Source organism: Acinetobacter sp. GD03645 (assembly GCF_029845285.1).
GTDB lineage: Bacteria > Pseudomonadota > Gammaproteobacteria > Pseudomonadales > Moraxellaceae > Acinetobacter > Acinetobacter corruptisaponis.
Genome location: NZ_JAOCLL010000004.1, coordinates 34,093 through 54,014, shown reverse-complemented (window position 1 = coordinate 54,014; position 19,922 = coordinate 34,093). Strand labels below are relative to the sequence as shown.

Annotated in this window: 19 protein-coding genes and 1 pseudogene; 4 read left to right on the top strand and 16 right to left on the bottom strand. The window is 40.0% G+C overall.

Annotated features, from left to right (window positions below):
- Positions 1-61: 61 nt before the first annotated feature.
- Both N5J47_RS04100 and N5J47_RS04095 read right to left on the bottom strand, forming a co-directional pair.
- Positions 62-1,609 (bottom strand): DHA2 family efflux MFS transporter permease subunit, encoded by a 1,548-nt coding sequence (locus N5J47_RS04100; RefSeq protein ID WP_279959115.1) that lies wholly within the window; start codon positions 1,607-1,609, stop codon positions 62-64.
- Positions 1,610-1,636: 27 nt separating this feature from the next.
- Positions 1,637-2,698: an HlyD family secretion protein gene (locus tag N5J47_RS04095; RefSeq protein ID WP_279959116.1), complete on the bottom strand. Its 1,062-nt coding sequence runs from the start codon at positions 2,696-2,698 to the stop codon at positions 1,637-1,639.
- 713 nt (positions 2,699-3,411) lie between these two features.
- Between N5J47_RS04095 and N5J47_RS04090 the strand changes: the two genes are divergently transcribed.
- Complete coding sequence (locus N5J47_RS04090; RefSeq protein WP_279959117.1) at positions 3,412-4,284, top strand: bile acid:sodium symporter family protein; 873 nt, start codon at positions 3,412-3,414, stop codon at positions 4,282-4,284.
- A gap of 206 nt (positions 4,285-4,490) precedes the next feature.
- Here N5J47_RS04090 and N5J47_RS04085 read toward each other — a convergent pair whose 3' ends face one another.
- The 10 genes and pseudogenes from N5J47_RS04085 to N5J47_RS04040 form a co-directional block, all read right to left on the bottom strand.
- Positions 4,491-5,363 carry an MBL fold metallo-hydrolase gene (locus N5J47_RS04085; protein ID WP_279959118.1) on the bottom strand — a complete coding sequence of 291 codons (873 nt, stop codon included), beginning with the start codon at positions 5,361-5,363 and terminating at the stop codon, positions 4,491-4,493.
- 10 nt (positions 5,364-5,373) lie between these two features.
- Positions 5,374-5,784, bottom strand: coding sequence for a DUF6691 family protein (locus N5J47_RS04080; protein ID WP_279959119.1), 411 nt, complete (start codon positions 5,782-5,784; stop codon positions 5,374-5,376).
- Positions 5,781-6,200 (bottom strand): YeeE/YedE family protein, encoded by a 420-nt coding sequence (locus N5J47_RS04075; protein ID WP_279959120.1) that lies wholly within the window; start codon positions 6,198-6,200, stop codon positions 5,781-5,783. Before N5J47_RS04075 ends, N5J47_RS04080 begins: the two co-directional genes overlap by 4 nt.
- A gap of 465 nt (positions 6,201-6,665) precedes the next feature.
- Positions 6,666-6,902, bottom strand: a pseudogene (locus tag N5J47_RS04070) (hypothetical protein); the annotation flags it as partial.
- Between the two features lie 77 nt (positions 6,903-6,979).
- The gene (locus N5J47_RS04065) at positions 6,980-7,456 is read right to left on the bottom strand and encodes a DUF6438 domain-containing protein (protein ID WP_267979342.1); all 477 of its coding nucleotides are present in this window, start codon (positions 7,454-7,456) and stop codon (positions 6,980-6,982) included.
- A gap of 144 nt (positions 7,457-7,600) precedes the next feature.
- A complete protein-coding gene (gene ispD / locus N5J47_RS04060; protein ID WP_279959175.1) occupies positions 7,601-8,305 on the bottom strand; it encodes a 2-C-methyl-D-erythritol 4-phosphate cytidylyltransferase in 705 nt (234 codons plus the stop codon).
- Complete coding sequence (gene ftsB, locus N5J47_RS04055) at positions 8,289-8,660, bottom strand: cell division protein FtsB (RefSeq protein WP_267979341.1); 372 nt, start codon at positions 8,658-8,660, stop codon at positions 8,289-8,291. The genes ispD and ftsB overlap by 17 nt, the downstream gene beginning before the upstream one ends.
- A 128-nt stretch (positions 8,661-8,788) precedes the next feature.
- Positions 8,789-10,078 (bottom strand): phosphopyruvate hydratase, encoded by a 1,290-nt coding sequence (eno, locus tag N5J47_RS04050; RefSeq protein ID WP_267979340.1) that lies wholly within the window; start codon positions 10,076-10,078, stop codon positions 8,789-8,791.
- 45 nt (positions 10,079-10,123) lie between these two features.
- On the bottom strand, positions 10,124-10,981 hold the full coding sequence (gene kdsA, locus N5J47_RS04045) for a 3-deoxy-8-phosphooctulonate synthase (RefSeq protein ID WP_004677343.1): 858 nt from the start codon (positions 10,979-10,981) through the stop codon (positions 10,124-10,126).
- 30 nt (positions 10,982-11,011) lie between these two features.
- Positions 11,012-12,649, bottom strand: a complete 1,638-nt coding sequence (locus N5J47_RS04040) for a CTP synthase (RefSeq protein WP_004682036.1) — start codon at positions 12,647-12,649, stop codon at positions 11,012-11,014.
- 368 nt (positions 12,650-13,017) lie between these two features.
- On the opposite strand from N5J47_RS04040, the gene N5J47_RS04035 reads away from it, so the two are divergent.
- A complete protein-coding gene (locus N5J47_RS04035) occupies positions 13,018-13,494 on the top strand; it encodes an internalin (protein WP_279959122.1) in 477 nt (158 codons plus the stop codon).
- 53 nt (positions 13,495-13,547) lie between these two features.
- Here the strand turns inward: N5J47_RS04035 and N5J47_RS04030 are convergent, their stop codons facing one another.
- From N5J47_RS04030 to N5J47_RS04015, 4 genes are all read right to left on the bottom strand, one after another.
- On the bottom strand, positions 13,548-14,636 hold the full coding sequence (locus tag N5J47_RS04030) for an alpha/beta fold hydrolase (RefSeq protein ID WP_279959123.1): 1,089 nt from the start codon (positions 14,634-14,636) through the stop codon (positions 13,548-13,550).
- 19 nt (positions 14,637-14,655) lie between these two features.
- Positions 14,656-15,372, bottom strand: coding sequence for an SGNH/GDSL hydrolase family protein (locus N5J47_RS04025; RefSeq protein WP_279959124.1), 717 nt, complete (start codon positions 15,370-15,372; stop codon positions 14,656-14,658).
- A 358-nt stretch (positions 15,373-15,730) separates the two neighbouring features.
- Complete coding sequence (locus N5J47_RS04020; protein WP_279959125.1) at positions 15,731-16,138, bottom strand: nuclear transport factor 2 family protein; 408 nt, start codon at positions 16,136-16,138, stop codon at positions 15,731-15,733.
- Between the two features lie 72 nt (positions 16,139-16,210).
- Complete coding sequence (locus N5J47_RS04015) at positions 16,211-18,235, bottom strand: NADPH-dependent 2,4-dienoyl-CoA reductase (RefSeq protein ID WP_279959127.1); 2,025 nt, start codon at positions 18,233-18,235, stop codon at positions 16,211-16,213.
- Positions 18,236-18,359: 124 nt separating this feature from the next.
- On the opposite strand from N5J47_RS04015, the gene N5J47_RS04010 reads away from it, so the two are divergent.
- Both N5J47_RS04010 and N5J47_RS04005 read left to right on the top strand, forming a co-directional pair.
- Positions 18,360-18,917: a PadR family transcriptional regulator gene (locus tag N5J47_RS04010; RefSeq protein ID WP_279959128.1), complete on the top strand. Its 558-nt coding sequence runs from the start codon at positions 18,360-18,362 to the stop codon at positions 18,915-18,917.
- Between the two features lie 2 nt (positions 18,918-18,919).
- Complete coding sequence (locus N5J47_RS04005; RefSeq protein WP_279959129.1) at positions 18,920-19,822, top strand: alpha/beta hydrolase; 903 nt, start codon at positions 18,920-18,922, stop codon at positions 19,820-19,822.
- Positions 19,823-19,922: the final 100 nt, after the last annotated feature.

The window sequence follows — 19,922 nt, the reverse complement described above, 5'->3', positions numbered from 1 at the left end:
TATAAATATGCGCTATTCTAATTTTCCATGATCTGAAAAATTACCCTCTGGGATTACACATCTAAATATCCATTTTTTTTGCCCTATCCATAAAAATTGTAAGAAATGCGGTAATAAACATAATGATCGAGAGCATACGCAATAAATCATTAAAACTTGAGGTTAAAGCCTGATAATGAATATCACGATAAATAACACTGAGCGCGATTTGCTGTGCGTTTGCCCCAAGCTCCTGGTACTGCGCCGTAAGCTGATCAAGCCGTTCTATAAACACCCAGTTTTGCGGTGTCATGTATTGGTTCAATTGGGTGACGTGTAACGCGGTCAGCCAGTCGAGTGAGGAATTGATGAGCGCCAACCCCACGGCCCCCCCAATATTTCGCATCAGGTTATAAATGCCACTTGCATCCGCCACCTTGCTGATGGGTAAAGTGCTCATGGCTAAATGCGACACCACAATCAGGCAAATCATCAAACCAATACCACGATAAATTTGTGGCCAGAACATAAAGTCGTAGTCACTATGGATACTTAAATGTGAGTTTAGCCAGACACCAAATCCAGCCAGGATCATGCCGACAAAAACTGTTTTTCTGGTATCAAAACTGGGAATTAACCATGCCAGCAGTGGTGCGAAACAGAACATGACAATGCCTGTCACCATCATGACATGACCGATTTGGCTACTGTTCATTTCCCGAACCTGACCTAGAAAGACGGGAATCATATAGCCCAAACCATACAGTGCCATTCCAATTACAAAGGTGGTGATTGAGCTTAGGATGAAGTTTTTATTTTTAAAAACACTCAAATCCAGCAATGGTTTTGGTTGGGTAAAACTGCGGGAAAAGAAAATCAGTCCGCCAATAACACAGATGATAAATGCGATACGGACACCTGTATCCACAAACCAGTCATGGCGGGCGCCCTCATCCAGAAAGTACTCCAATCCACCCAGAAACATCGCCATGCCAATCAGGCTGAACCAGTCCATTGTTTTGATTAAGGCGTAATTGGCACGATCAATATTTGGCCCTGAGAAAATAATTGTGGCAATAATAATTCCTGGAATAATATTGATCAGGAACATCCAGTGCCATGAAAAGTTATTGGTTAGCCAGCCACCAATGGTTGGACCAATGGCAGGCCCCAAAGTGCTGACCATCCCAAAAAGCACCAATGGTAATGAACGCTTCGCTTCAGGAAAAAGTAGGTACAATGCTGTCATGGAGGTTGGGATCATTCCACCACCCATAAAACCCTGTATGCCCCGAAAAACCAGTAAGCTTTCCAGATTCCAGGCCAAGGCACACAGCAATGAACTGATCGTGAATCCAACCGCACAAATTGTGTAATAAATACGGGTCGATAAAACCCTGGACACAATGCTGGACATCGGGATGGCAATGATTTCTGCAATTAAATAAACCGTCTGAACCCAAGTCACTTCATATCGGCTTGCACTCATGCCCGCCTGAACTTCATTTAATGAACTCGCCACAATTTGAATATCAAGAATTGCCATAAAGTTGCCAAAAATCATGGCAATGAACATCACCCATGCAATTTTTGGCGCAAAAACCCACTCATTATTCAAATGGTGATTCATATTGTTATTCCTAAAATATTTTTATTATTAGGTTCTTAGGTCAACTGTGGCATTGACGGACATTCCAGGTTTAATCAGGTCGATATGTGGACTTGAATCAAGGGCAATCCGAACAGGTATACGCTGCACCACTTTATTAAAGTTGCCTGTGGCGTTGTCTGGTGGCATCAATGAGAACGTTGCGCCAGATGCTGGAGAAAAACTCTCAATTTTCCCTGTATAGCTCAGACTTGGATAAGCATCCATTTTTAGGACAACTTTCTGACCAATATGCATTTTTTCAATTTGTGTTTCTTTAAAGTTTGCCTGAACATACAAACTATTCTCAGGAATAATCGCCATCAAACGAGTTTGTGGAGAAACACGCGACCCTTTTTGTATTGCAAGGCTTCCCACCTTACCATCCACTGGACTGATAATTTTTGAGGAATTCAGGTCAATACGATAAAGGTCCAAAGTTGCATTGGCATTTTGAACATCTGCCAGAAGTTGTGCCCGACTTGCCTGTAAACTGCCTAATTGGGCTTCGGCAGAATTGACTGTCGCCTGTGCCTTATTGAGCTGGGCTTGAGCCGCCAGATATTGAGACTGGACATTATCAAAATTTTGTCGGGTAATCACTCCATCTTTTAATAAATCCTGATAGCGGGAATAATCCTTTTTTAAACGGTTCAAATCAGCCTGTGCAGCCAATACACCACTATTTGCCTCACTAATACTCGATTTTGCTGATTTTTCATTTTGCTGTTGTACTGCCAACGCTGCCTGTTTTAATGTAACCATCGAGCGTGCCTGATCATAACGGGCCTGATAATCCCGATGGTCCAATACCGCCAGAGTTTCCCCTTTTTTGACCACTTGATTATCATTAATGATCAGCTCCATAACCTCACCTGAGATTTTAGGCATGACCCAGGTCACATCAGCCTGCACATAGGCATTATCTGTAGACTGATAAAATCGAAATACAAAAATATAATATATAATACCGAGAATCAGGCATAACATAAGCACTGTAAAAACAGTCCAGGTTATTTTCTTACGACTGTGGAAATTAATATCCGTTTCCGTCTGAACCAAGGCTTCCATATTTTTTCCGTTATTTCTAATATAAAATTTTTTATTTTGACCCCAATTAATTTGGGTAAATATATAACTTTTATTTAGCTGCCTAAATAAATAGTTACATATTCCAAAGTGACGCAAATTATCATTCTCACTGTCACAAAGTGTCATTGACTATTTTTACATCTTATTTTCCAATTCATGCCAATGCTTTATATAAAATGGAAATTTTTTCTAATTTTTAATAACTATACATAGTATCGTAATGTTTTAGTAAGGACACAGCATCTATTTGTAGCTATATTATTGTTAATATTAAAATTATTAAATTTAAATAATGACTAAAAAAGTCTTGTTTGAGCATTTAAAATAGTAGATAAATGATTATTTATTACATTTATTAAAATCTTAATTCATTATAAGAAATGTTTATAGAAATGTAACTATTCACATAATTCGGCCTTTATTTTCTAAATTAACACTTTTAAATAATCCAAATTGTCTTCTAGCAGACAAATTGAACTTGGAAAAATAAATAAGATCATTAAATCTACAAGAGACGTGGCTATTAGCATACCTTTCCACTATTGTCTAAACATTAAAGCTTGTTTTTTAAGTCATTGTTTAAGTAGTGCTATTTTTACTAGAGAAAATTATGATAACTTTTCTGGGATGAATTGTTACAGTAGAACGCTTTCTAAAAATTTGACAAAAACATATCAAAGGAAAAAATGGTTATGGATTCTGGATTGATCACACTTTTTTTACCGATTGCCTTGGCAATTGTTATGGTTGGAATGGGACTGGAGTTAACTTTAAAGGATTTTGCACGGGTAAGTAAGCATCCTAAAGCAGTGTTAATCGCTCTATTTTGCCAATTGATTCTATTGGTGGGAATCGCATTTTTAATTTGTAAAATACTAGCCTTACCTCCTCTTTTAGCGGTTGGCCTGATGCTGTTAGCGGCCTCACCAGGAGGAACCACAGCAAACCTGTTTAGCTATTTATACAAAGGTGATATTGCCCTTAATATTACATTGACAGCTATTAACGCAATTATTGCCGCCGTGTTCCTACCCTTTATTGTAAATTTTGCAATTCTGCATTTTATGAATGAGGGTCAGCATGTCGGATTACAATTTTCGAAAGTTTTACAGGTCTTTCTGATTATTCTGGTGCCTGTGGCGATCGGTATGCTAATTCGACACTATGCGCCCCATCTTGCAGAAAAGCTGAATCGTCCTGTACGAATTTTTGCAGTGGTTTTCTTACTCATTATTATCCTTGGTGCCATCTTTAAGGAAAGAAGTAATCTGGTTGAATATATTGGGCAAATTGGCTTGGCGACAGCATTATTTTGTGCAATCAGCCTGTTAATTGGCTATTTTGTACCACGAATTATGGGAATTAATTCCTATCAGGCACGTGCATGTGCTTTTGAAATTGGAATTCATAACAGTACATTGGCCATGACCATTGCACTTACCATTATGGCAAGTACAACCATCGCCATTCCTGCTGCTGTGTACTCTATTTTTATGTATATCTTTGCGACCATTTTTGGAATGATGATTACCAAATTTGGATCTAAAGAAAGTTTAGCCAGCTAATTTTTGATTTCGCTTTTAAAAACAGTGTATAGATTTATACGCTGTTTTTTATTTCCTTATTTTTATTAATAACCAATTGAATTTTATAAATTAATATAAATTTTAAAATGTTTTTTGATTTGAATTTCTAAATTTCACTTAGGCTATTTACAATCGGGCTAAAAAAGAAACCTTATTGCAAAAATAAGGTTTCTTTGCGAATCAGCTTAGGACCTGAAATAATTTAATGGTAATTTCAGGTAACGAACGCCATTGGATTCTGGTTCAGGAAAACGTCCTGCATCCATATTGATTTGTATGGAAGGTAGAATCAATTTGGGCATTGTTAATGTCGCATCACGCGCCTGACGCATATGCACAAAATCCTGTTTAGCTGTTTTGGCATTTAAATGAATATTTCCCTGCTTTTGTGCTTGAATACTGGTTTCACACACAAACTCAGTTCTCCTATCAGGCTTATAATCATGGCAAAGAAAAACGCGGGTCTGTTCAGGCAAATCATAAAGTTTTTGAACAGAATCATATAAGATTTCTGCACTCCCCTTTGGAAAGTCACAGCGCGCTGTCCCATAATCAGGCATAAACAATGTATCACCGACAAAAACTGCATCACCAATCATATAGCTTAGACAGGCTGGTGTATGACCTGGTGTTGGAATATTGTAGGCATCCAACTCACCAATCTTAAAATGTTCATGATCCTTAAATAGGTAATCAAAGGTTTGATGGGTATTAAAATATTTAAGATCAATATGATAGATTGCACTAAAAGTTTCCTGCACAATTGCAATCTTTTCACTCATGGCAATTTTTCCACCCAACCTGCTTTTTAAATATTGCGAAGCGGTTAAATGGTCCGCATGAACATGAGTCTCTAAAATCCACTCCACCTTGAGCTGATTTTCTTCAATGTATTGAATAATTTCATCTGCACCCTGAGTCGATGTTGAGGCAGATGCCGCATCATAATTCAATACACTGTCAATAATTGCGCAAACCCGTGTACCTGGATCAGTGACCACATAACTGAACGTATTAGTCTCCTGATCAAAAAAAGCCTTGACTTGAGAATGTTGCATAATGTGTCTCCTATCGTTCAGCCCATAAGCGATGTATAAACATTCCAAACAGCATTGCAGCAATAAAATACCACGCTTGTGAATAGCCCAGTCCAATTAAGGTAATTGCAGGTGCTGGACAAATACCTGCAATTCCCCAACCAATACCGAACAGTACAGCCCCGATCATCAGTTTTTGGTCAATTTGGGTATTGGTGGGTAATAGCATCGTTTCACCTAGTAAGGTCTTAGGATGTCGAATGGCTTTCTGAAATGGAATGATTGCCACCGCAATTGCGCCAACCATCACAAACATCAGGCTAATATCCCAATCGCCGAACACATCCAGAAAACCCAATACTTTCACAGGATTTGACATGCCTGAGATCATTAAACCTAAAGCAAATAAACCACCAAACAGGAAAGCAAACAAGTTTTTCATGAATGGACTCCTATGACATGACGCACAATATAGACGGTGATCATTCCTGCAAGCATGAATGTCACCGTTGCAATCATTGAGCGTAGAGACAATCGGCTGATACCACAAATACCATGCCCACTGGTACAGCCTGAACCTAAACGTGTTCCAAAGCCAACCAAAAGCCCTGCCACAATTAAAGTGAGTGGTGAGGATTCAATGATAATTTCAGGTTTTACAAATAATTGGTAAACGAATGGTGTGAGGAATAACCCCAGTAAAAACCAAAGTGCTGGATTCCCACTTAGAGACTTTGGTTGTAATAACTGGGCAAGCAAACCACTCATACCTGCAATGCGACCATTGATGTATAAATAGCCCACGACGGCAATGCCCAAAACTCCACCACCGATCAATGCTAAGAGAATGCTAGACATCATCCCACCAAATAACATTATATATTTTTATAATATATTAAAATAAATAATAATTAAAGCCCTTTTTATTCACCTTGATATAAATCACTCAGATTTTGCAAGCACTTTATCTACAAACCAAATCGGAAATTCTGTAACAACTTAATTAAGTTTCAATATCTCTGTCTATTCAATTTCAGCCAAGAAAGCCACTTTCTGCCCATTATAAGCAACGCACGGTTTTCTTGATTTATCTTCTTCTTTTTATGCTTTAAAAACTCAATGAGTTTAATGAATCGAGTTGAGGATGATAGCTATCCAAATCTAGAATTTGTGTTTGATTTAAGGCCTTTTCAAGCTCATCCGCATTTAAATATGCCCTGATATGTCGGGGCAAAAGATAATCTTTTATGGTACTTTTAGCAGAACCATTAGGTCCAGCAAACATACGAATGCGAGGCTATCGCATCGGCTAGACAGCCTGTATTTCTTAGGTTTCAGTACTTTGGGAGTGGCTGCAATAGAAATATAGGCCGCAGAAATATCTTTGATCACATTGATTTTACCTGAGGGTAACCTTTCAATCAGTTGATGATCTTTTGCAAAAACAACAGCTGAAGATTCACTCACCTGCTTAAAAGCATTATAAAATGCCTGAACAGCAAGATTTAGAAGATTATCTTCTTCTTGCATCGTCATTTGCATGTTTGTAAAGGCGGTCATCTGCGAATCCTCAGCATGATTGCATTCTATTGTTTTATTAACATAAATGCGGATTTTGTCTAATTTTGCAGCACCAGTTAACCAACTAAATCCTCAATACCAATTAATTTAGGTAATTTTTCAATTAGCTTATTTAACTCCGTATTTGCTGGTGAAATACAGCCTGTATAGTGACTTAAACGTGTTACCGTACCATCGGGACGTTTCCACCAGAAATATGCACTTGGCTGATCTGTTGCGGTTTGCTGGCATCCTGTAGTCTTTACATTCGCTCCTGTTTCAGGACGATAAGTTTGTAATTCTTGTTGAAGCTTCTTATAAACAGATGGGCTTACTGTTAAATCTTGGGTACCCGTTACTTTTGTATATTGTTTCCCATCAAAATGCACCGCTCCAGATGGAGAAATTTCCACTGAGTAAATTGGACAGGCACCAAAACATGGGCTAGATGAATAACGAATGGTTTCCTGCGCCGTATCTTGAGTTTGCTGTGGTGTAGATGCACAACCCACTAATGTAAACGTAAAAAGACCCGCGATTAATAATTTTTTCATTTGTTGATCCGTTATAAAGTATGTGGTTCAAATTTAACAAATAGTGAAATTGTTGTCATTTATATTGATGTTAAAATATTAATATTCCACTAATTTTACTTAGGCTATTTAACTATAATTGATGTAAAGCAAAACGGATTAAAACTAGTGAGAATTTTGTGATTGCAGAATTAATCGGGCAAGTTCCAGATCATCGGCATAGGTAATTTTGATGTTGTCTGAACGACCTTGCACCACTTGTACAGGCTGATTGATATATTCCAAAGCACTTGCCTCATCAGTAATTAAGATGTCATTAGCTAATGCTGTTTCAAGCGCATTTTTTAATATCTTTAATTTTGCCATCTGCGGGGTTTGTGCCTGCCACAACAATTCACGGCTGACTGTTTTCTCAATCTGATTTCCAGTGTGCACCTGTTTTAAGGTATCACGAACTGGGATTGCTAAAATCGCACTTTGATTGTGCGCTATTGCAGTATTAACCAATAGCTGTAAATTTTCCTGCGTCACACATGGACGTGCCGCATCATGCACCAATACCCAATCATCTTCATGAGCAATTTCAGATAAATAAATGAGTGCATTCAGTACAGAATGAACACGCTCTGCACCACCCAAGCAAAAATGCAATTTATCTTTATGCTGAAAAGAAAGTGTTTTAGCAAAATGATCCTGCTCGCCAATTGCAAGGATACATCCAGCTAAATTCAGGGTATTGAGCCGATTTACGGTGTGCTCAAGTACAGTATGATTTTGAATATATTGATATTGTTTTAATTCAGTTTTAGAAAAACGACTGCCCGAACCTGCTGCTGGCACAACCGCCCATAGCCTAGTCTGGGTTTTCATTGGTTGCGACATCTACTTTTGCATTTGGATCAATATAAATTGGTTTGTAATGGGTACTGATGGTACTCATTTGCACAAAAGTTTCATGTGGTTTAATTAAACCCAAGTCAAGACGTGCATGTTCTTCAATGGCTTCAGAACCATTTTTCAGGTCAAAAACCTCTGCCGCTAAAATACGGTTACGTTCCTTTAGCTCAGTATTGATTTCTGCTTGCTGCTTAATTTGCTGGGTTAAAGCCTGATGAGGGAAATAGCCTCCCTCACCCAGCCAAAATTGATACTGTAAACTTGCAACCAAAGCAATCACAAGCAACAGAATCAATTTACTCGAAGTCGATCGAAACACATCTAGCATGAAAAACTCCCCATATCCCTCTTGAAAGGAAAACCTGTCACAAATTCTATAGGATTCTGAATTCGTGAAGTTTTTCTCTTTTGTAAAGAAAGGCTCTTGAGAAGTTTTAACATGACTAAAGCTTGACCTTATTTTAGACCTTTGAACTCAGCCTTACCACGATAAGCGGCATGGGTTAATTCTTCAATACGAAGCAATTGGTTGTATTTCGCAACACGGTCCGAACGACAAAGTGAACCTGTCTTGATTTGACCCGCTGCTGTACCGACTGCCAAGTCAGCAATGGTTGAATCTTCAGTTTCACCTGAACGGTGCGAGATTACAGTGCTGTAACCATTTGCTTTCGCCAGGTAGATCGCATCCAGAGTTTCACTTAATGTACCAATCTGGTTGTACTTGATCAGAATAGAGTTACCGACTTTCTCATCAATACCACGTTGTAAAATCTTAGGATTAGTTACGAATAAATCGTCACCCACCAACTGGATTTTATCGCCAAGAATTGAAGTCAGGTAGCTCCAGCCTTCCCAGTCAGACTCATCCAGACCATCTTCAATCGAGATGATTGGATATTGATTCGCAAGACCAGCAAGGTAATCAGCAAACTGGTGGCTGGTGAATGCACGGTTACCTTCACCCTCTAAAACATACTGACCATTTTTGTAGAATTCTGAAGATGCACAATCCAATGCAAGCATCATATCTGAACCTGCTTTATAGCCAGTCAATTCAATCGCCTGTAAGATCACTTGAATAGCTTCTTCATTAGAGCGTAAGTTTGGTGCAAAACCACCCTCATCACCCACAGCAGTATTTAAACCCTGTTTCTTCAATACAGATTTCAACGCATGGAATACTTCCGCACCTGAACGCAATGCTTCAGCAAATGAAGTAAAGCCGACTGGCTCAATCATGAATTCCTGAATATCAACAGTGTTGTCAGCATGCTCACCACCGTTCAGGATATTCATCATTGGTACAGGCATAGTCAATGTTGTTTGACCACGCAGATTGGCAATGTATTGGAACAATGGAAGTTTTTGTTCAGTAGCCGCAGCACGGGCCGCAGCCAAAGATACCGCCAAAGTTGCATTCGCACCTAATTTTTCTTTATTTTCAGTACCATCCAATGCGATCATCTTGTCATCAAGCAATTTTTGCTCAAACACATTTTGACCAACCAATAACTCATGAATTGAGCTATTTACATTTTGAACAGCGGTACGAACACCTTTACCCAAGTAACGTGACTTGTCACCATCACGCAGTTCCAAAGCTTCACGAGAACCAGTTGAAGCACCAGATGGTGCACATGCACGACCAACAACCCCAGATTCCAAAATTACGTCTGCTTCGATGGTTGGGTTACCACGAGAGTCCAAAATTTCACGTGCACGGATGTCAACGATTTGGCTCATGAACAATTCCTCTGTTGAATGAATAAAAAGATGCAAATGAATGCATCAATGGGTATCTAACTTTTTGAATCCTTTAACTAAAGTATCCAATTCTTTTAATTGCGCCAAGAATGGCTCAAGCTGTGATAAACGCAAGGCACACGGTCCATCGCATTTTGCATGTTCAGGGTCTGGATGTGCTTCAAGAAATAATCCTGCCAAGCCCGTTGCCATGCCTGAACGCGCTAAAGTCGTGATTTGGGCACGACGACCACCAGCGGAATCAGCACGTCCACCTGGTGTTTGTAAAGCGTGGGTCACATCAAAAAATACGGGTACATTCATTTCTTTCATGATGTCAAAGCCCAGCATATCAACCACAAGGTTGTTATAGCCAAATGCTGAACCACGTTCACAAAGAATAAGTTTGTCATTTCCCGCTTCCAGACACTTATGCAGGATATGGCGCATTTCATGTGGTGCGAGGAACTGTGCTTTTTTGATGTTGATAATGGCTTGGGTTTTTGCCATTGCCTCAACAAGGTCAGTCTGGCGACTGAGGAATGCGGGAAGCTGAATAATGTCGGCAACTTCGGCAACAGGTGCTGCCTGATACGGTTCATGCACATCAGTAATGATTGGGACATTAAACTGTTTTTTAATCTCACCCAGCCATTCAATGCCTTTTTCCAGGCCAGGTCCACGAAATGAATTGAGGCTGGAACGGTTGGCCTTGTCAAAGCTCGCTTTAAACACATAAGGAATGTTTAATCGTTTACAGATATCAATATAAGTTTCAGCAATCTCGAAAGCTAAATCTTTTGACTCAAGTACATTCATTCCGCCAAATAATACAAATGGCAAATGATTTGCCATTTGTATATCGCCTAAACGTACAACTTCTTGTGGTTTTAATTGTGACATTTAAACTTTCCCAGTTTATCTAAGTCTATATTATTTACTCTTTTGATGCTGTTTTTTTGCAGCGTCAATAAAACTGGCAAATAATGGATGACCATCACGTGGTGAGCTTGTAAATTCTGGATGGAATTGTACCGCAATAAACCAAGGATGTTCAGGAATTTCTACAGTTTCAACCAAATGTTGTACTGAAGAATAGCCTGAAATCTTCATACCTGCCTGTTCTATGGTCTCAATAAACCGATCATTCATTTCATAACGATGACGATGACGTTCAATAATTTCTGATTGACCATAAATTGTACGAATTTTTGCACCATCAACCAATTCAGACTTTTGCGCACCCAAACGCATGGTGCCACCCAAGTCTGACTCAAGACTACGGTGTTGTAATTCGCCACGCTCATCCAACCATTCAGTAATTAAGCCAATGAGTGGATATTTGGTGGAACGGTTAAATTCAGTTGAAGTTGCTTCAGACAATCCTGCAACATGACGGGCATATTCAATCACCGCCAATTGCATCCCTAAACAAATACCCAAGAAAGGAACCTTGTTTTCACGTGCATATTGAATGGCACGCATTTTACCCTCAGTACCACGCTCACCAAAACCACCTGGAACAAGGATTGCGTCAGCCGTTTCAAGTACCGAAATATCCTGTCCCTCTAGAGATTCAGCATCGACATAGTCAATCTGTACTTTAACGCGGTTTTTAATACCTGCATGTAAAAGCGCTTCATTTACAGATTTATAGGCATCGGGTAACTCAACATATTTACCGACCATTGCCACGCGAACGGTGTATTCTGGATTGAGTAATGCTTCAACCACATTATCCCAGTCTTCAAGATTGGCTTCTGGCAGATCGTTAAAGCCAAAACGTTCACAGATTAAATCATCGACATTTTGTTCATAGAAATTGCGTGGAATTTGATAAATGGTTTTTGCATCTGGACATGCAATGACTGCACGCGCCTCTACATTGGTAAATAGTGCAATTTTACGGATAGTATCCGCATCAACTTCATGTTCAGTACGGCAGATCAGGATATCTGGCTGGATACCAATTGAAAGCAGCTCCTTAACAGAGTGCTGGGTTGGCTTGGTTTTTAGTTCAGCCGCAGACTTAATATATGGCAATAAGGTTAAGTGCATCAGCATGGTACGTTTATGACCCAGCTCAACCATAAGCTGACGTACCGATTCCATAAATGGAAGTGATTCAATATCACCTACTGTACCGCCAATCTCAACGATTGCAACGTCATAACCCTCGCCTGCGCGAAGTACACGTTCCTTAATATTATCGGTAATGTGCGGAATCACCTGAACTGTACCACCCAAGTAGTCACCACGGCGTTCTTTATTGAGTACGTCCTGATAAACACGACCACTGGTGAAGTTGTTCAGTTTGGTCATTTTGGCACGACGCAGGAAACGTTCGTAATAGCCCAAATCTAAGTCAGTTTCAGCACCATCCTCTGTGACGAAAACTTCACCGTGCTGGAATGGGCTCATGGTACCTGGATCGACATTAATATATGGATCCATCTTTACCATCGTAACTTTTAAGCCACGAGCTTCCAAAAGTGCGGCAACAGAAGCAGCAGAAATACCTTTACCTAGTGATGAAACCACACCACCAGTGACAAAAATAAAATGGGTCATTGAGTTTCTCGTACAATCGAGCCGAAATCGGCCTACAATGTTGGGCAATTTTACTGTACTCTGCACCAAGAAAGCAAAGTCAAACCGCACCAATTCAAAGAACTATAAACAATCGACTATTCTATCAGCATTTTCGATAAAAATTTATGGGATTTGTGGATTTTTCATCCATACATGATATTTGGCTGATCAATAGCATGGAACAAATACCGCAATTCCCCCCAGATTTACTGTCATTTTATTTTAAAATAGCGCTTTCCCAGCAAGCATTTATAAAATATCAACAAAGCTGATAAACCGTAGGGATTTCTTCATCTCGTTTTATTGCTATAATCCGTGCTGTCCTTATTCAATATGTTGTTTTAGCAATGGCAAATAAAAAACTTTTAATTTGTGCAGCACTTGCGACTGGTCTTTTATTAACTGCTTGTGTGAAAAAAGAAGAACCGAAAGAAGAGCAGCAAGAACAGGCAACTGAGACACAAATGACTCAGCCACAACCTGAACCTGAAAAAATTCAGGAATTTGAGTCTCTAGAAAGTGCGGAACCAGCACCTGAGCCAGTGATTGAAACAAGCCGTGAGGAAACACCAAATACGACCACTGAAATTCGTCGTGAAACACGCCCTACTCAGGCACAGACTTCTACAGATACAAGCACTCAACCTGAAACGCCACGTACTGAACAGCCTAAACCAGCAGTTCAGGCTGAGCAAAAGCCTGCTAAAATAGAACAACCAAAAACTGAACCTGTAAAAGCTCCAAAGCCATCAACACCAGCTCAAAGTGAAGATGATGCTGTTGCTGCCGCAATTGCCGCTGCAACCCCTGCACTGAACAATTAATTGATTGCAGTCAAAAGCCAGTTGAATTCAACTGGCTTTTTTACAGCTAAACTTTATGAATAACTCTTAAAAAAGTCCGACATCAAGCGTGATGCCCATGATTTCACTGCTACTCCCTCATAAAAACCACAATGACTGCCCTTTTTGGTGGTCACTACCACAACATTTTCCATCTGCTGGATTGCGTCTTTATAAGGTTCCAGATTTTTAATGGAACAGACAGGATCATCTTCAGCATTCAAAATCATCAGTGGAATCTTGACATTTTCAAACACATAAATCGGGTTGATGGCTTGGCAATAACTTTGATAATCCTGAAAGCCCGCCATTTCAAAATATTCTTTTTCAAACTCTTCTAAACTTGTCGTGGTGAGCACTCTTTTAAGAGAAGAAACATTGCTCCATGTATTTTGGTAAGGATGAATAAAATACTTAAATAATTTTTTAGTCATCATTTTGCTATAAAAAGGATGCACATTTTTAAAGCCGAGTTCAGTGTTATAGCCTGGACACATGGCAAAAGCAGCTTTAAACGGCGTACTTTCCCCTTGTTCGCCTAGATAACGTACCAATAAGCCAGTTCCTGCCGATGAACCCACCCCATATAAATCTGAGTTTGGGAATAATTTTTGAATATGACCAAGCTGTTCTTTTAAGTCACTGGTTGAACCAAACAGGGAAATTTGTGGTACAGGCATCGGCAGTCCTGCGTGTCCACGACGCAGACACAGGGCAATGCGCCATCCAGTATATTCATGTAAATCTTTAACCAATTCCCGCATACTTTCAGGTGTACCTGTAATGGTGTGCATGATCACAACAGTTGGCGTATCTGCGGGTAAATCATAGCCATACCATGCAATTGCAGTCACCCCACCATCCTGCATGGTCAACTGTTCAATACGGTCATACTCAAGCTTGATGGTTTTCTTCTTGATTAAATCAAAATATAAAAGATGAACATGGCTATTGCTGAGCCAAAAAGTTGGGCGATATTTCTGTTTTAACTGCGGCAATCTTTCCAAAACATCTTTAATTTTCCCTTGTGGGTCATAATACATTTTGGGTTGTTCAGCACCTGATACTGAATCCAGTACGTCCAAAGCTAAAACTTTAAGCTTGTTTAAAGCAGATCTGTCCATCTTCAATTACCGTCTCTGACTATGCGTTAAATGTTTGTCGCACCAATGCTGCGACCTGTTGCCCCCAAATTGCATAAATTTCTTTACTCGGATGAAAACCATCACTGGCCATCGGCAAATTCATTGCCTGAAAGCTTTCAATGTCATATTGAATAAATCTAAATTGAGTTTGTGCTGCAACCCATTGTTGTAATGTGTCATTCATTTGTTCAGCATATTTTCCAAACAGCCAAGCCAATGGCTGAGGTAGTGCTGGAAAATGTTGCATCGGTGGCACACCTGACACAATAATCAGTTTTGGCTGGAAACGGGTTTGTATTTGAGTAAATAATTGTTTTTGTTGTTTTATCCATGTTTTGGCAGAAGTCAGTTTGGTGACATCATTCACACCTATGGAAGTCACCACCACGTCATAGCTTTGCGGTTCTAGATCATGGATCGCCTGCAAAACCTGTTTTGTGGTATCGCCTGTTTTGGCATGTAGCTTCCACTGCAACATGAATTCACTTCGTAACTCAGCAGTAATGGCACCAGATAAGGCATCCTGTTGTGTTTCCACGCCTACGCCTGCTGCTGCCGAATCACCTAGAATCAAAAGTGACAGAGGTTTTCCCTGTCCAATCCTGCCCTCACGATCACCACTTGCTTCTGGCAGACGTGGTGTATGCCTACGAACTTTTGTGCCTTGTATAAGCAAGACAGGTAATAGTCCGAAAGTTGCAAGTTTTAACCACATTTAATCATCTCAATCTATTGAATTGTTCGCTTGAGTTAGATTTCAAAGAAAGTACGATGAGCTTATTGGATAATAATTATCTTGATGCAATCGTGCCGAGTTCTCACCTAATTTTTGGATAAGCTTTCAGCTGGACTTATTTTTGTTTTGGGATGAGGAGCAAAGCTCCGCAAGGGCAACCATCTTGCGCAGCTATCGCTGCTCACCGCAAAACTCGTTGACTACCATCAGCTAATTTAATAAATCGCAGAAACAGCCCTCTATTAACGAAATCCTACCTCAAACAATTGCGGATGACGTTTCCGAGTATCATATTTCTTGTCAAACTCAATTTATTACTTAGGCTATTTTGTATTAATTAATTTGGTTGATATTTGGCAAATCTTGCACCCATCTGTTCAGCCAATGCCGCCAAGCCACTCATTGGACGAATCATCACTTCAAAATCAATGATTTTACCTTGCTCATTAAAACGAATCATATCAATGCCCTTTAATGATTTTCCGCTGACATTGGCACTAAATTCCAGTACCACGTTTTCACCTTCTTCGGTATAAAATTCACGGTGATAGGTAAAATCCTGAAAAACCTGAATTACATTGGTCAGGATAAAAAACACCACGTGCTTGCCCTCATAAGGTTTGTATGCCACAGGCGAACGGAAGACCACATCATCTGCCAATAATTCATTTAAAGAGGACATATCACCTGTTTGAATCATTTGATGCCATTTTTCCAGCGATTGTTTTGTTGTTTCGAGTGTCATTTTATTTTCCTTTATCCTTAAATTTGAAATAAGGGACATTTCCTCCTAGAGAAAATGTCCGATTGATTTTATTTATACAACAGCTGCCAGTTCAGCGCCTTGACGAATGGCACGTTTTGCATCCAGCTCACCTGCTTCTTTCGCACCACCAATGAGATGAACATTTTTGCCATCAGCCTTAAGTTGATCATACATAGCGGTGTAGGATTCCTGACCTGCACAGATCACCACATTGTCAACCTCAAGCACAGTGGTTTGTCCATCAACGGTGATATGTAGACCTTGATCATCCACCTTGTCATAGCTTGCGCCTGCAATCATTTTTACATTGCGGTTTTTTAAGCCTGTACGATGAATCCAGCCTGTGGTTTTACCTAAACCTGCACCAACCGCTGCGGTCTTACGTTGTAACAGGTAAATTTCACGTTCAGACTGTTCCAGTTCTGGCTGTTTTAAGCCTCCCACATACGCATAAGTGGTATCAATACCCCATTCATCATAGAATTTCTGTGGATTTAAACTACCGCTTTCACCCTCATGGCTTAAATATTCAGCCGTATCAAAACCAATCCCACCTGCACCAATAATCGCAACACGTTTACCCACAGGTATACGTTCTTTGAGTACCTGGATATAGCTCAGCACTTTTGGATGGTTAAAACCATCAAACTGCAACTGACGTGGTGTTACACCTGTTGCAACCACAATGTCATCATAGTCCGCTTGGCTGAGTTCTTCATAAGTCACGGTATGATTAAGAACCAATTCAATATTGGGTTGCAACTCAATCTGACGCTTAAAGTAACGCAAGGTTTCGTAGAATTCTTCTTTACCTGGAATGGTTTTGGCAATATTAAACTGACCGCCAATCTGATTGCCTGCATCAAAAATCTTAACTTTATGACCACGATTTGCAGCATAAGTGGCAAAGCTTAAACCTGCTGGGCCTGCACCAATCACCGCAATATTTTTAACCGTATTGGTTTCTTTAAAGATCAGCTCAGTTTCATAACAGGCACGTGGATTGACCAAACAAGTCGCTATTTTCATTGAGAAAATATGATCTAAACAGGCTTGGTTACAGCCAATACAGGTATTGATTTCATCACTACGTCCCTCGCTTGCCTTGAGTACGAACTCTGAATCCGCCAGCATTGGACGAGCCATCGAAATCATATCGGCATGACCAGATGCCAATACATGCTCTGCCATTTCAGGCGTATTAATACGGTTTGAGGTAATTAATGGAACTGAAACACTGCCTTTTAGCTTCTCTGTGACCCAAGTAAAGGCTGCACGAGGCACTTTTGTAGCAATAGTCGGGATACGGGCTTCATGCCAGCCAATGCCTGTATTGATAATGGTTGCGCCTGCTTTTTCGATTTCTTTGGCAAGCTGAATCACTTCTTCAAGGCTTGAACCGCCCTCAACCAAATCCAGCATGGATAAACGATAAATAATAATAAAGTTTTCACCAACATTGGCACGAGTACGTTTTACAATCTCAATTGGAAAACGAATACGATTTTCATAGCTACCGCCCCATTCATCATCACGATGGTTGGTACGAGCCGCAATAAATTCATTGATCAGATAACCCTCTGATCCCATGATTTCAACGCCATCATAGCCTGCATATTGGGCAAGCTTGGCACAGTTAGCAAAGTCATCAATGGTTTGCTGAACTTCGGCTGAACTGAGTGCTTTAGGCTTAATTGGATTAATCGGTGCCTGAATTGCTGACGGCGCAACATTATTCGCCTGATAAGAATAACGCCCTGTATGTAAAATCTGCATGGCAATCTTACCGCCAGCGTCATGTACCGCTTGGGTAATCACTTTATGTTTTTCAGCTTCTTCTACTGTATCCAGCTTGGTGCCATGCGAAAAAACCACGCCATCATCATTTGGAGAAACGCCACCTGTTACAATTAGGCCAACCCCACCTTGAGCACGTTCCGCATAAAACGCAGCCATACGTTCATAGCCTTGAGGGGCTTCTTCTAGGCCAATATGCATCGACCCCATCAATACACGGTTCTTTAATGTGGTAAAACCTAAATCAAGTGGTGCTAATAAATGTGGATAAGCTGACATTGTTTCTCCTTTGGCTAGCAATCTGCTTGCTAATGCAACTTGTTGCATAAAGTTATAAACAAGATTTGATTTTTATGCAACATATTGCATAATCTTCTCAGTCATTTTTTATTTCTGGATGGTTATGTCACTTGCCCATGTTTTATTAACCAGCTTACTGGAAAAGCCTAGCACAGGCTTTGAATTGGCTCGTCGCTTTGATCGTTCAATGGGCTTCTTCTGGAATGCAACGCATCAACAAATCTATCGTGAACTCAATGGGATGCTTAAAAAAGGCTGGATTTCCACATTAGAAGAACAGGCTGCAAATAGCCGAAAAAAAACCTATCAGGTGGAGCAACTTGGCAGAATACAGCTTGCCACATGGATTGAACAACAAAGTGAACCTGCCCAGTTGCGTGATGACCTGATGGTCAGATTAAGGGCCGAAGCACAACTTGGTGGTAACAATATCTTGCCTGAACTGGAACGCCACTTGGTCTTACACAAGGAAAAATTAGGTCTTTATCAAGCCATTCATGATAAGGATTTTAAAAATAATGAACCAACCAACCGTGTTTTGTTTATCCATAAAATGATTCTTGAACTTGGTATCATTAAGGAAAATGAATGGATAAAATGGTTGGAACAAATGATTCCACAACTTAAAAAGTTTGAAGAAGCCAACGGAACTGGAGAATAATCATGCCGTTTTATACCATGCCTGATCAGGAAAAATTGTTTGTCAGACGTGTTGGTGAGGGCAAACCTGTACTTGTCCTTTCAGGATTGGGCATGCAAAGCTGGCAATGGCTTCCCTTTTTATTTGCAAGCCGTAAAAAATATGAATTTATCATTCCTGACTGGCGTGGTTTTGGCGGTTCAAAAGATTGTGCCATTCCTGAAACCGATGCGATTTCAAGTCACTGGAATGATGTCGATACACTGATTAAGCAACTCAAATTAGACCAATTTATCCTGATTGGCTATTCAATGGGCGCAACCACAGCCATGCATGGCTTTAAACATGGCGGTCTGGCACAAAAACTCAAAGCCTATCTGCATATTGACCAAACACCAAAAATTCCTGTCGATGATTCCTGGCAATATGGTTTATTTGGGCAAAAACATTCCCAATTTAAGTCTCTCCTACTGGATATTCAAAATGTCCTTTCAGAAAACAGACGGGCGATTAAACTTGAAGATTTAGCTGCATCCGCCCGTGATCAATTGGTCAAGGCTTGGGGAGGTTTTCTTGAGCTACAAAGTAGTAATTCTTATAGCCCTAAACTATTTAAAGCAGCACTCAACCGCCCTTTTCTACAAAAATATTTAATGCCCATCCAACGTTTAGATTACCTGCTTTGGTATGTGGAAAATTATCTAAATCATGATGAAGACTATAGAGAAGCGATTAGCCAAGTAAATTGCCCGACGACTTTCTTTATTGGGCGTAGCTCAACACTTTATCCTGAAACTGGACAAACCATCATTGCTCAAAGTCTGGCGAATGCCAAAGCCGTTTATTTTGAACGTTCTGGACATACGCCACTCATTACAGAACCTAGAAAATTTAGTCAGGAGATTGGCAAGTTTTTGGAAAGTTAAAGCCAGTAGATTGTTCTATTGGTTTTAAATAGCCTAGTTACTTAGGCTATTTTTACGCAAAAAATAGCCAGCTTATTCATAAACTGGCTGTTAAATCAAT